This is a genomic window from Rhodococcus sp. WB9, assembly GCF_007558985.1.
Taxonomy (GTDB): domain Bacteria; phylum Actinomycetota; class Actinomycetes; order Mycobacteriales; family Mycobacteriaceae; genus Rhodococcus_F; species Rhodococcus_F opacus.
This window is the reverse complement of the sequence record NZ_CP041769.1, coordinates 255,047-268,152: the sequence shown is the minus strand read 5'-3', so window position 1 is coordinate 268,152 and position 13,106 is coordinate 255,047. Positions and strand designations below refer to the sequence as shown.

The 13,106-nt window shown below is 67.8% G+C and carries 12 protein-coding genes; 9 read left to right on the top strand and 3 right to left on the bottom strand.

From position 1 onward, the window contains the following. Positions 1-14: 14 nt before the first annotated feature. Entirely contained in the window at positions 15-1,610 is a 1,596-nt protein-coding gene (locus FND50_RS01270; RefSeq protein ID WP_144284483.1) for an aldehyde dehydrogenase (NADP(+)), read from the bottom strand. Positions 1,611-1,660: 50 nt separating this feature from the next. Then, entirely contained in the window at positions 1,661-3,022 is a 1,362-nt protein-coding gene (locus tag FND50_RS01265) for an MFS transporter (RefSeq protein WP_144284482.1), read from the bottom strand. A gap of 188 nt (positions 3,023-3,210) precedes the next feature. Between FND50_RS01265 and FND50_RS01260 the strand changes: the two genes are divergently transcribed. Then, positions 3,211-3,798: a GNAT family N-acetyltransferase gene (locus tag FND50_RS01260; protein ID WP_144284481.1), complete on the top strand. Its 588-nt coding sequence runs from the start codon at positions 3,211-3,213 to the stop codon at positions 3,796-3,798. Here FND50_RS01260 and FND50_RS01255 read toward each other — a convergent pair. Then, the gene (locus FND50_RS01255) at positions 3,774-4,784 is read right to left on the bottom strand and encodes an AraC family transcriptional regulator (RefSeq protein ID WP_144284480.1); all 1,011 of its coding nucleotides are present in this window, start codon (positions 4,782-4,784) and stop codon (positions 3,774-3,776) included. The genes FND50_RS01260 and FND50_RS01255 overlap by 25 nt on opposite strands. A 204-nt stretch (positions 4,785-4,988) precedes the next feature. On the opposite strand from FND50_RS01255, the gene FND50_RS01250 reads away from it, so the two are divergent. The 8 genes from FND50_RS01250 (at position 4,989) to FND50_RS01215 (ending at position 13,104) form a co-directional block, all read left to right on the top strand. Further along, the gene (locus FND50_RS01250) at positions 4,989-5,963 is read left to right on the top strand and encodes a quinone oxidoreductase (RefSeq protein ID WP_144284479.1); all 975 of its coding nucleotides are present in this window, start codon (positions 4,989-4,991) and stop codon (positions 5,961-5,963) included. Positions 5,964-6,001: 38 nt separating this feature from the next. Further along, complete coding sequence (locus tag FND50_RS01245; protein ID WP_144284478.1) at positions 6,002-6,916, top strand: TauD/TfdA family dioxygenase; 915 nt, start codon at positions 6,002-6,004, stop codon at positions 6,914-6,916. 49 nt (positions 6,917-6,965) lie between these two features. Then, entirely contained in the window at positions 6,966-8,018 is a 1,053-nt protein-coding gene (locus tag FND50_RS01240) for a 3-keto-5-aminohexanoate cleavage protein (protein ID WP_144284477.1), read from the top strand. Between the two features lie 121 nt (positions 8,019-8,139). Further along, on the top strand, positions 8,140-9,456 hold the full coding sequence (locus tag FND50_RS01235) for an MFS transporter (RefSeq protein ID WP_144284476.1): 1,317 nt from the start codon (positions 8,140-8,142) through the stop codon (positions 9,454-9,456). Between the two features lie 27 nt (positions 9,457-9,483). Further along, positions 9,484-10,092 carry an alpha/beta hydrolase gene (locus FND50_RS01230; protein WP_144284475.1) on the top strand — a complete coding sequence of 203 codons (609 nt, stop codon included), beginning with the start codon at positions 9,484-9,486 and terminating at the stop codon, positions 10,090-10,092. After that, positions 10,089-10,847, top strand: coding sequence for a CoA transferase subunit A (locus FND50_RS01225; protein ID WP_144284474.1), 759 nt, complete (start codon positions 10,089-10,091; stop codon positions 10,845-10,847). Before FND50_RS01230 ends, FND50_RS01225 begins: the two co-directional genes overlap by 4 nt. A gap of 1 nt (position 10,848) precedes the next feature. Next, positions 10,849-11,496 (top strand): CoA transferase subunit B, encoded by a 648-nt coding sequence (locus tag FND50_RS01220; RefSeq protein WP_144284473.1) that lies wholly within the window; start codon positions 10,849-10,851, stop codon positions 11,494-11,496. Between the two features lie 36 nt (positions 11,497-11,532). Continuing rightward, positions 11,533-13,104 (top strand): long-chain fatty acid--CoA ligase, encoded by a 1,572-nt coding sequence (locus tag FND50_RS01215; protein WP_144284472.1) that lies wholly within the window; start codon positions 11,533-11,535, stop codon positions 13,102-13,104. The last annotated feature ends 2 nt before the right edge of the window (positions 13,105-13,106 follow it).

Here is a 13,106-nt window from a genome sequence, read left to right as displayed (position 1 = left end):
TCACGAAGGGAAAATCAGGCTTGGGTGAGTCGGCCGTCGATGCGACGCCACAACTGGTCGGGGTTGCCGTCGGCGATGGCGGCGGGGAGCAGCGAGCTCGGAACATCCTGGTAGGCAACGGGACGCAGGAACCGTTCGATCGCCAGCGAGCCGACGGACGTGGTGCGCGAGTCGGATGTCGCGGGGTGTGGGCCACCGTGCACCATCGCGTGGCCGACCTCGACCCCAGTGGGCCAGCCGTTGAACAGGATCCGGCCGGCCTTGAGCTCGAGGACGGGCAGCAGGCGTCCGGCCTCGTCGAGATCGGTGTCGTCGACGTGGACGGTCGCGGTCAGCTGGCCTTCCAGCTTCGCCGCCACGGCACGCACCTGCTCGGCGTCGCGGCACTTGACGATCAGGCTGGACGAGCCGAATACCTCCTGCTGCAACACCTCCGAGCTCAGGAACGTGTCGGCGTCAGTGCTGAACAGCGCGGCACGGCACGAATTGGGTGCATCCGATTCGGTGCCGCGGGCCTCCACGGTGGCCTCGCCGGTGAGCGCTGCGACGCCGTCCGCGTAGCAGCCGGCGATGTTCGGGGTGAGCATCGGGGTGGGGGTGCTCCCGGCCACGGCGGCGCTCGCGGACTCGACGAACGAGGCGAGACCGGGACCGTCGACGGCGATGACGAGTCCGGGGTTGGTGCAGAACTGTCCGGATCCGAGCGTCAGGGATGCGACGAACGCCCGACCGAGGTCGGCGCCGCGGGTGGCGAGAGCGTTCTCGAGCACGAACACCGGGTTGATCGAACTCATCTCCGCGTACACCGGGATGGGTTCCGGACGTGCGGCGGCAGCGGCGACCAGAGCGGTTCCACCGGAACGGGATCCGGTGAATCCGACGGCCTTGATGCGCGGGTCGGTGACGAGCGCGGTGCCGAGCCCGCGGCCCGAGCCGAACAGCAGCGAGAACGTGCCCGCCGGCATGCCGGTGCTCGCAACGGCGTCGGCGATGGCGCGGCCGACGAGTTCGGAGGTGCCGGGGTGCGCGTCGTGAGCCTTCACGACGACGGGGCAGCCCGCCGCCAGCGCGGACGCCGTGTCTCCGCCGGCGACGGAGAAGGCGAGGGGGAAGTTGCTCGCGCCGAACACCGCGACGGGTCCGAGCGGCACCTTCCGCTGCCGGATGTCGGCACGGGGCAGGGGCGTCCGGTCGGGCATCGCGGGATCGATGCGGGCGCCGTTCCAGCCGCCGTCACGCAGGACGCCGGCGAACAGCCGCAGCTGCCCGGACGTGCGGCCCACCTCACCGGTGATGCGGCCCTGGGGAAGTCCGGATTCGGCACACGCCCGGGCGATGAGCGTCTCGCCGAGGGCCTCGATGTTGTCGGCGATCGCCTCGAGGAACTGGGCGCGCTTCTCGCTGCGCGTGGCGCGGAACGGCGCGAACGCGTCGGCGGCGGCGGCGCAGGCGGCGTCGACGTCCCGTTCGTCACCGTGCGCGAAGCCGGGTTCCAGCCAGCCGTCGGTGGTGGGGTCGATGCCGTGGATCGTCGTGCCGGAACCCTGAACGGGCTTCCCTGCGATGATCATCTGTCCGGTCACGTCGGTCCGGTTCACCGTTGCTGTCATGATTCAAGTCCTCGAGTTCTCGTCTGCGTTTCGTATGTGCCGGGGAGAGGTCACTTGGCTGCCACGGTGGGCTCGTCGGAGCCCACCTCGGCCAGGTCGGCGACGTCGTCGATGTCTTCCTTGTCTCGCCGGAAGTAGGTCACCGCCGCGGCGGCGGCCAGGGCGAAGAGCGACAACACGACCAGGCCCATCGTCACCGTGCCGGTCTGCTCCTTGATCACTCCGAAGCCGAACGGGGCCACGAAGCCACCCAGGTTGCCCAGCGAGTTGATGATCGCGATCGCCGGCGCCAGCACCATCGGGTGGAGCGTGCGCTGCGGAATCGACCAGAAGAGCGGGCTCGCGCTCTTGAATCCCATCGTCGCGACGCACAGCAGCGGAAGCGCCAGCCAGGGCGTGACGAATGCGGCAGCCATCGTGCCGATACCGCCGATGAGCAGCGCGGCGACGAGGTAGGGCTTGTGCCGTCCGGTGCGGTCCGCGGAGCGGTTGGAGAAGTACATTGCGAAGATCGCGCAGATCCACGGCAGCGAGGAGAGCAGCCCGACGGTGACGTCGGTGGTACCCGGGATGCGGCGGATGATCGACGGCAACCAGAACGTGTTGGCGTAGATCGCCATGGTGATCGCGAAGAAGATGCCGCAGCACACCAGGATCCGCGGCTGCAGGAGCAGCTTCCAGCGCGAGCCCGACTCGCCACGCTTCGCGGACGCCTCACTGCGCAGCACGTCTTCCTCGGCGATGACGGCCTGCAGGTCGTGCTTCTCCGCTCCGGTGAGCCACTTCGCGTCGTCGATCTTCGAGTCGAGCAGGCGGTACGCGAAGCAACCGACGACCACCGACAGCAGTCCCTCCAGCGCGAACATCCACTGCCAGCCGTGATGCCCGCCGAGTCCGTCGAGGGACAGCAGCGGTCCGGACAGCGGTCCCGAGATGGCGGCCGCGATGGAGGACCCGGCGATGAACAGTGCCGTGGCGCGGCTGCGGTGGTTGTTCGGCAGCCAGCGGGTGAAGTAGAAGATGATGGCCGGGAAGAAGCCGGCCTCCGCGACACCGAGGAGGAACCGCAGGGCGTAGAACATCTCCGGGCCGTTGACGAACGCCATCGCCGCGGACACCAGGCCCCACGAGATCATGATGCGGGTAAGCCACACCTTGGCGCCGAACTTCTCCATGAGCACGTTCGACGGGAGTTCGAAGATCGCGTAGGCGATGAAGAAGACACCCGCACCGAATCCGTACGCCGCAGCGCCGATGCCCACGTCCGCCTCGAGATGCGTCTGCGCGTAACCGATGTTGGACCTGTTGAGCTGGTTGCAGATGAGCATGACGATGAACAGCGGGACGACGCGACGGAAGATCTTGGAGACCGCGCCGTCGACTGCCGGGGAAACGGCGAGGGGGAGGGTCATCGGTGACTCCTCTCTGTGCTGGCGCTGGTGGTGCGGGGAACGTTGGAGGACTCCGATCACGCCCGGCTACCAGGCGTGACCTGAGTCATAGGAATCACGCTAGAGGCATGGTCGATACATGTCCAAGTCAAAGATTCTCGTTATCGATGCCGAAGTTGAATCGACGTGGTTCCTGCTAGTTTCCTACGGTGAGCGCCGACGCAGTCACCTTCGAGTTCGTCCGCACGACCCGCGAATTCTTCCCTCAACTGCAACGATGGCTCCGCGAACCACACGTCGCGCGGTTCTGGAACCACGACACCGCAGACGCCGACATCGAGCGCGACTTCGGCGGCAGCGTCGACGGCACCGAGCCCTGCGAGGACTTCCTCGTCCTGCGAGACGGCCTGCCGTTCGGGTTCATCCAGCGGTACCGGATCGCCGACTATCCCGAAGACCTCGCGCTCCTCACCGCCCTCGTCGAGATCCCGCCGGGAAGCATCTCCATCGACTACTACGTCGGCGACCCGCAGCACACCGGCCACGGGCTGGGAACCGCGATGATCAGCGCGTTCGTCGCCAAGTGCCGGGCCGACCTACCCGACGCCACCGCGATCGTCGTCCCCGTCGTCGTCCCCAACCGGGCGTCGTGGCGCGCGCTCGAGAAAGCCGGCTTCCGCCGTGTGGGCGAGGGCTACCTCCCACCGGACAACCCGATCGACGACGGCGCCCACTACATCAGCAGGCTCGATCTGGACGAGGGCCGGCCGATTCAGCCGGAGTCGCCCGCACGCTGAGCGCGCCAGCGACTCGGGCTGCACCCGAACCGCCCACTGAACCAGCGGGAGAAGTTGCTCGGCGCCGAGAACGCCAGCACGTCCGCGATCTCGGTGAGACTCAGGCGGGGATTCGCGACCATCCGTTCGGCGAGTTCGACGCGGGTCGCGTCGAGGACGGTCGAGAACGTCTCCCCACTCTCGGCGAGGCGGCGATGCACCGTTCGCCGGTCGACCCCCAGACTGCGAGCCACTTGCTCGACGGAACAGCGGCCCGTCGGCAACAGTAGTTCGATCAGCTCGCGGACCCGGCTCACGATCGTCACGTCGTCCGACGGCTCCCAGGACTCGAGGAGTTGCTGGGTGTAGCGACGGAGCAGTGGATCGGACATCTTGTTCGGCTCGGCCAGGTCGCCGGCGTCGATGACGATGCCCGCGAACTCGTGGTCGAAGTTCACCACCGGCCCGAACAGACGCCGGTGGGTAGCCGTGTCCGCAGGAGCCGGATGAGGGAAGCAGACGGCGAGCGGTTTCCAGCCGCCCCCGAGGAAGCCGCGCAGCAGCCGGTGCAGCACTCCGACCGCCAGTTCCACCGACTGCCGCGTCTCGGTTGCCTCCCCCACGTCCAGTTCGACACGCAAGGTCGCGAGACCGTTCGACTCGGACATCCGCGTCTGCAACGCCTCGTTGTACGTGTGCGTGTACCGCGTGAGCACGCGCAGGGCGCTGCGGACGTCGGGTTCCTCGCGCACGACGAGGCTGAGAGGGCCGAGGTTGGAGAACTGCCGGCGCTCGGCGAGGCGCACCCCGAAGTCTTCGTGCCCGGACGCCTCCACCGACTGCTCGAGGAGGCGCGCGATCGCCGCGGCCGGGATCCATCGGTCCTGCAGTGCGAGGCCGGACGGATCGAGGCCGGCGGACCTCATCAACGGCACCGGATCGACACCGAGCGACCGGCACAGCTCGAGGTATCCGTTCAGCGACGCGTAGCGCGCAAGGGGTTTCATGCCACCTCCAATGCCCTGTCCCAAAATGATAGGCCGTCTGTCCCGTCAGGATAAGCAATCGACCGGATGCGCCCGTACTGTTAGGTGCATCACAGAAGCGGTCGGAGAGGTGATCCGCCACACCGGGTCACCCCCGCCCCGCCCGACCGCGACCGGTCCGGCGGCGGCACCGCACCGCTCATCACATCGAAGAGGAGAAATACTGTGGCACAGGCTGTTCGGTTCTACGAGCACGGCGCTCCGGAAGTCATGAAGTGGGAGAACGTCGAGGTCGGGGAGCCCGGTCCCCACGGGGTCCGGATCCGGCACGAGGCCGTCGGACTGAACTTCGCCGACACCTACTTCCGCACCGGCCTGTACCCGGCCGAGTTGCCCGCGGGCATGGGAGTGGAGGCGGCCGGTGTCGTCGAGGAAGTCGGCTCCGGCGTGACCCACGTGCAGGTCGGTGACCGCGTCACCTACACGGGCAGCCCCCTCGGCGCCTACAGCACCGAACGCGTGATGCCGGCCGCCCCGCTGATCCCGCTGCCCGAGGCGATCCGCTTCGACACCGCGGCCGCGATGACGATGCGCGGTCTGACCACGGCCTACCTGCTGCGGCGCATCCACCCGCTGAAGGCGGGCGACACCGTGCTCCTGCACGCGGCGGCCGGCGGCGTCGGCCTGATCTTCACGCAGTGGGCAAAGTTGCTGGGCATCAACGTGATCGGCACCGTGTCCACCGACGAGAAGGCCGCGATCGCCCGCGCCCACGGGTGTGAGCACGTGATCGTCTACACCCGGGAGAACGTCGCCGAGCGGGTTCGGGAAATCACCGACGGTGCCGGCGTCCCCGTCGTGTACGACAGCATCGGCGAGTCCACCTTCCAGACCTCGCTCGACTGCCTCGCCCGGCGCGGACTGCTGGTGTGCTTCGGAACCGCCTCCGGACCGATTCCTCCGATCAACGCGATGCAGTTGGCCGTCAAGGGTTCGCTGTTCGTCACCCGACCCGCGCTCGCCGACTACATCGCAGACCCGGCCGAGCGCGCCGAACTCGCCGGTGAACTCTTCGGGCACGTCGAGGCCGGCCGGATCCGGATCGAGATCAACCAGAGCTACGGGCTCGAGGACGCCGTCCGAGCGCACCACGACCTCGAATCCGGACGCAGCATCGGCTCCTCCGTGTTCCGACTCTGAGAGCGCGCCAACACATTCACCCCGACGGAGACACCACCATGACCGACACCGCGCAACTGACCTACTCGCCCGAACCGCACACGATCCTCTCCCCTTCCGGATCCTTCCGATTCGCACCGCTCACCTGCTCGATCGGCGCCGAACTGTTCGACGTGAACCTCGGTGACGCCGCCCGCGACGACGCCCTGTTCGCCGAACTGCGGGAACTGCTGCTCGAGTACAAGGTTTTGTTCCTCCGCGACCAGGAAATGTCCCGCGCCGAGCACGTGGCGCTGGCCGAGCGGTTCGGCCCGCTCGAGGACCACCCCGCCGTGGGGAGCGACCCCGACCACCCGGGGCTGGTGCAAATCTACAAGGACCTCGACAGCCCGGCCGAGCACTACGAGAACGCCTTTCACTGCGACGCCACCTGGCGGGAGAACCCGCCCATGGGCTGCGTGCTCCGCTGCGTGGAGACGCCCCCGATCGGCGGAGACACCATCTGGGTGAACATGGCCCTGGCGTACGAGAAGCTTCCCGAGCAGGTCAAGAAGCAGATCGACGGACTCCGCGCCCGGCACAGCATCGAGGCGTCGTTCGGTGCCGCGCAGCCGCTGGAACAGCGGCAGGCGCTGCACGAGAGGTTCCCCGACGCCGAGCACCCCGTGGTGCGCACGCACCCCGAGACCGGCGAAAAGATCCTGTTCGTCAACGCTTTCGCGACCCACTTCGTCAACTACCACACCCCCGAGCACATCCGGTACGGCATCGACTACGCGCCCGGCAGCAGCAACCTGCTCAACTACCTGATCAGCCAGGCGTCGATTCCCGAGTACCAGGTGCGGTGGCGCTGGACGAAGAACAGCGTCGCGATCTGGGACAACCGTTCCACCCAGCACTACGCGGTCCAGGACTACTGGCCCGCCGTCCGCAAGATGGAGCGCGCCGGCATCATCGGCGACCGGCCCTTCTGAATTACTCACTGCCCCTTTTCATCAGATCCGATTTCGAACGGAGAACACCATGCACTTCCACGACGACGCCCTCTTCCCCGAGGCCCAGGAGAAGCTGGTCATCACCTGTGCCCCGTACGGTCCCGAGTGGGAGCCGGACGACTTCCGCGAAGACCTGCCGCTGACGATGGACGAGCACGTCCAGAAAGCGGTGGACTGCTACGAGGCCGGCGCCACCGTCCTGCACATCCACGTCCGTGAGCTCGATGGCAAGGGCTCCAAGCGGCTCTCGAAGTTCAACGAGTTGCTCGCCGGACTCCGCCAGGCGGTGCCGGACATGATCCTGCAGGTCGGCGGATCGATCTCCTTCGCACCCGAAGGGGAAGGGTCGGATGCGAAGTGGCTCTCGGACGACACCCGGCACATGCTGGCCGACCTCGATCCCGCACCCGACCAGGTGACGATCGCAATCAACACCTCGCAGATGAACATCATGGAACTCATGACCGCCGACGACATCGCCGGCACCTCGATGGAGCGGCCCGAGCTCGCCGAGGCGTACCGGGAGATGACGGTTCCGGCAGGCCCCGCGTGGGTCGAGGAGCATCTGCGTCGCCTGCAGGCGGCCGGAATTCAGCCGCACTTCCAGTTGTCGAGCATCCCCCAGCTCGAGACCGTCGAGCGGCTCATCCGGCGCGGGATCTACACCGGTCCGCTCAACCTGACCTGGGTCGGCATCGGCGGCGGCTTCGACGGCCCCAACCCGTACAACATCATGAACTTCATCCAGCGAGTCCCGGACGGCGCCTGCCTGACCCTCGAGACCCTGATGCGCAGCGTGCTGCCGGTCAACGCGATGGCGATCGCGATGGGTCTGCACCCCCGCTGCGGTAACGAAGACACCATCTGGGGACGCAAAGGCGAGAAGATGACCTCCGTCCAGCAGGTCGAGCAGTTGGTCCGCGTCGCGGGTGAACTGGGCCGCGAGGTGGCCACCGGCAAGGAGGCCCGCGACATCTACCGGATCGGCCAGACCTACGCCGATGCCGACGAGACCCTCGCCAAGCTCGGCTACGCGCCCAACCGCCGTCCCGGACAGGTCGGCTTCACCCACCACGCCTGATTTTCGGCGCCGGGGGATCTTGCATCACGCCGGGGAGAGAGCCGGACAGACCGCCGCTCACACGAGCACGGCCGGCCCTCTCCCCACCCCTTTATCACTCCTGACGGCCATAGGAGGCCTCATGGGACTGCCTGCCACCACCGCCCTGAACACCACCACCGGGAGCACCGCTCCGGCCTCCCGGTCCCGGTTCTATCCGTGGATAGTCTTCGCACTCACCTTCGGTCTGCTGCTGTCGGACTACATGTCCCGGCAGGTCCTCAGTGCCGTCTTCCCGCTCCTCAAAACCGAATGGACGCTGACAGATTCCCAGCTGGCGTCGCTCAGCAGCGTCGTCGCGTTGATGGTCGGACTGCTGACCCTCCCGCTGTCGCTGCTCGCCGACCGGTGGGGTCGCGTGAAGAGCCTCGTCCTGATGGCCGTGCTCTGGAGCATCGCCACCCTGCTCTGTGCCGTGGCGAGCAGCTACGAGCAAATGCTCGGGGCCCGCTTCCTGGTCGGCGTGGGTGAAGCCGCCTACGGCAGCGTCGGCATCGCGGTGGTTCTCAGCGTGTTCGCCCCGCGAGTGCACTCCACGCTCAGCGGCGCCTTCATGGGCGGCGGATCGTTCGGGTCCGTGATCGGCGTCGCCCTCGGCGGTGTGATCGCCGTCAACCTCGGCTGGCGCTGGTCGTTCGCCGCGATGGCCGTCTTCGGGCTCATGCTCGTCGCCCTGTTCCGGGCTCTGGTCTCCGAACGCAAACTTGCTCAGCATGCGGCCGACGACGACCCGGCCGACGCACCCGGCCCCGCCGGATTCCGGGCGCCGATCTCGAGCCTGTTCACCACCCCCGCCGTCGTGTTCGCCTACATCGGTGGTGGTCTCCAGATGTTCACCGCAGGTGTGCTTCTGGCGTGGCTGCCGAGCTTCTTCAACCGGTCCTACGGTCTCGCCCTCGACAAGGCCGGTGCGATGGCCTCGATCTTCGTCCTCCTCGTCGGCAGCGGCATGGTGGTGTGCGGCATCATCACCGACCGCGTGAGCCGCAACGATCCCGCTCGGAAATGGACCACCGCGGTGGTCTTCGGAGTGATCTCCCTCGTCTTCCTCGGCGCCGGGTTCCAGTTGCCTACCGGCACGTCCCAACTGGTCCTGATCGGTATCGGTGCCTTCTTCTCCGCCGGCTCGTCCGGCCCCATCGCCGCGATGGTCGCGAACCTCACGCACTCGTCGGTGCGCGCCTCGGCCTTCGGCACGCTCACTCTGGCGAACAACCTCCTCGGACTGGCACTGGGACCGTTCGTCGTCGGGGTGCTGGCCGACCGCTTCGGGCTCGTCACTGCCTTGCAGATCGCTCCCCTGATCTACATCGTCGCGATCGTCGCCCTCGTCCTCGGCAAGCGCGCCTACCCGGCCGGACGCCGCAAGCTCGCCGCCCTCACCACCGCACCCGCCTGATCCACCTCCGAAGAACTGGAGTCGACCGTGACCACCTCCACCTCCACCGCACCGACCGTGGTGATCGTGCCCGGACTGCGCGATCACGTCGCCGACCACTGGCAGACGTTGCTCGCCGAGCGACTCGACACCGCGCGGACGGTGCCGCCGCTCGAACAGGACAAGCTCAGCCTCGCGGCCCGGGTCGCCGCACTCGACGCCGTTGTCGCCGACATCGACGGCCCGGTCGTGCTGGTCGCTCACAGTGCGGGAGTGGCGATCACCGTCCACTGGGCGCAGCAGTCCACCCGCCCGGTCCAGGGCGCCCTGCTGGTCACCCCACCGGACCTCGAGGAACCACTGCCCGAGGGGTATCCCACCCCCGGGGAACTCGAGCAGGGTGGCTGGGATCCCGTCCCCCGGGGCCGGCTGCCGTTCCCCAGCGTCGTCGCCGCCAGCACCAACGATCCGATGGCCCGATTCCGTCGGGTCGCCGGGATGGCCGAGTCGTGGGGCAGCAAGTTCGTCGACCTCGGCGCGGTCGGCCACCTCAATCCCGCCGCCGGCTACGGGTACTGGCCGTACGCCGAGGAACTGCTCCGGGAACTGATCGAGAGCACGGTCGTCCCCGGCCTCGCGAACGCAGATGCCCGATGACGCGCAAAGTGTTCGGTTCGGCCGCCGACGCCGTCGCGGACATCGGGCCCGGTGCGTCGCTGGCGGTCGGCGGGTTCGGGTTGTGCGGCATCCCGGACGAGCTGATCGCCGCGATCGCCGCCGGTGAGGCCACCGACCTGGAGGTGTACTCCAACAACTGCGGCGTCGACGACCGCGGGCTCGGGATCCTGCTCACCCGCAACCGGATTCGCCGCGTCACCGCGTCGTATGTCGGGGAGAACAAGGAATTCGCCCGCCAGTACCTGTCGGGTGAACTCGAGGTCGAACTGACGCCGCAGGGCACCCTGGCCGAGAAGCTGCGTGCCGGCGGTGCGGGGATCCCCGCGTTCTTCACCCCTGCCGGGGTCGGAACGCCCGTGTCCGACGGCGGGCTGCCGTGGCGGTACGCAGCCGACGGATCGGTGGCCGTCGCGTCTCCGCCGAAGGAGGTCCGCGAGTTCGCAGGCCGCCAGTACGTGCTCGAGGAGTCGATCACCGCCGACTTCGCACTCGTCCACGCCCGCATCGGCGACGCCGAAGGCAACCTCGTCTTCGCGAAGGCCGCAGGCAACTTCAACCCGCTCGCCGCGATGGCCGGCCGCATCTGTATCGCACAGGTCGAGCAGCTCGTCGAGCCCGGGGTCCTCGACCCGGCGCGGGTGCACCTGCCGGGGATCTTCGTCGACCGCATCGTCCACACCGGGACTCAGGACAAGCAGATCGAGAAGCGCACCGTCGCCGCGAGGAGGGACTGACATGACCACCATCGTCGAGACGATCGGCTGGACCCGCGAGGACATGGCAGCCCGTGCCGCCCGGGAACTGTCGCCGGGCGAGTACGTCAATCTCGGTATCGGGCTGCCCACACTGATCCCGAACTTCCTGCCCGCGGGCTTCGACGTGACGCTGCACAGCGAGAACGGCATCCTCGGCACGGGCCCGTATCCGGACGAGGACGCGGTCGACGCGGATCTGATCAACGCCGGCAAGGAAACGGTCACCGTCAACGCGGGCGCGTCGTTCTTCGATTCGGCGCTCAGCTTCGGGATGATCCGCGGCGCCCACATCGACACCGCCGTCCTCGGCGGAATGCAGGTCTCCGCGGCCGGCGACCTCGCGACCTGGATGGTTCCGGGGAGGATGGTCAAGGGCATGGGCGGTGCGATGGACCTCGTGCACGGCGCCCGCAAAGTCATCGTGGTCATGGAGCACTGCGACAAGTCCGGTGCCCCGAAGATCGTCGAACGCTGCACCCTGCCTCTCACCGGACGCGGTGTCGTGCACCGGATCATCACCAACCTGGCCGTCGTCGACGTCACCGACACCGGCCTGGTGTTGCGCGAGTGCGCGCCCGGGGTCACCGAAGACCTGGTGCGCGCCGCCACCGCAGCGGCGCTGTCGTAGCGCTCCTCCCACCCTCCCACCACGAGAAAGTCTCCCGTGCTCAACCTTTCCGTCCTTCTCGAAGACTCCGCCCGCCGATTCCCCGACCGTGACGCCTTGATTCTCGGCGACGCACGGATGACCTACGCCGACCTCGACACCCGGTCGAACCAGGTCGCGAACCTGCTGATGTCGTGCGGCATCGAACCCGGTGACAAGGTCGCGCTCTCCTGCCCCAACATCCCCCAGTTCCCCGTCGTCTACTACGGCATCCTCAAGGCCGGCGCCGTGGTCGTACCGCTCAACGTCCTCCTCAAGGACCGCGAGATCGCTTACCACCTCGCCGATTCCGACGCCAAGGCGTACTTGTGCTACGACGGCACCCCCGACCTGCCGATGGGCGAGTACGGGCGCTCCGCGTTCACGCAGAGTTCCGACTGCCGCACCATGTTCCGCATCACCGCCGACCCGGACGCTCCCGCCACGATCGACGGCATCGAAACACTCGCGGACGCCGTCGCGGATCGCGACACCGAGGTCGAGACCGTGGTCCGCGAACCCGGGGACACCGCTGTCATCCTCTACACGAGCGGGACCACCGGAAAACCCAAGGGCGCCGAGCTCACCCACGCCAACATGGTGCTCAACGCGCTGACCGCCAATCGTCTCTTCGAGAGCACACCAGCCACCCACGACCGGTACCTGGTGACCCTGCCGCTGTTCCACTCGTTCGGCCAGACCGTCACCCTCAACGCCGGAATCTCGGTCGGGGCGACCCTCGTGCTGCTGCCCCGGTTCGAGGCCGCCGCCGCACTCGATCTCATCGAACGGGAGAACATCACCGTCTTCGCCGGGGTGCCCACCATGTACTGGGGTCTGCTCGGCGCCCTCGACGAACACCCCGCCGACATCGACCGCATCGCCGGCAACATACGACTCGCGATCTCCGGTGGCGCCGCGCTGCCGGTGGAGATCCTCACCCGGTTCGCCGACCGCTTCGGTGTGCAGATCCTCGAGGGATACGGACTGTCCGAGACGTCGCCGCTCGCGACGTTCAGCGATCCCGGCGGCGATCCACGGCCCGGCTCGATCGGTGTCCCCGTGTGGGGAATCGAGGCCCGGCTCGTCGACAAGGACTGGAACACCGTCACCGGCGCCGGTGACATCGGCGAGATCGCGTTGCGCGGCCACAACATCATGACGGGCTACTACAACCGCCCGGACGCCACGGCAGAAGTGCTGCGGGACGGCTGGTTCCGGACCGGCGACCTCGCCCGCGTCGACGACGACGGCTTCTACTACATCGTCGACCGGGCCAAGGACCTGATCGTGCGCGGCGGATTCAACGTGTACCCCCGTGAGATCGAAGAAGTCCTCCTCGGCCACGACGCCATTTCTCTCGCCGCCGTCGTCGGCGTCCCCGACGACAGCCACGGCGAGGAGATCAAGGCGTACGTCATCCTCGAGCCCGGCGCACGGGTCACCGCGGACGATGTGATCGCCTGGGCCAAGCAGCAGATGGCGAGCTACAAGTACCCCCGCACCGTCGAATTCGTCACCACCCTTCCCATGACCGCCACCGGCAAGATCCTCAAACGCGAACTCGGCCGCGCCGCGGCCGCACTCTGATA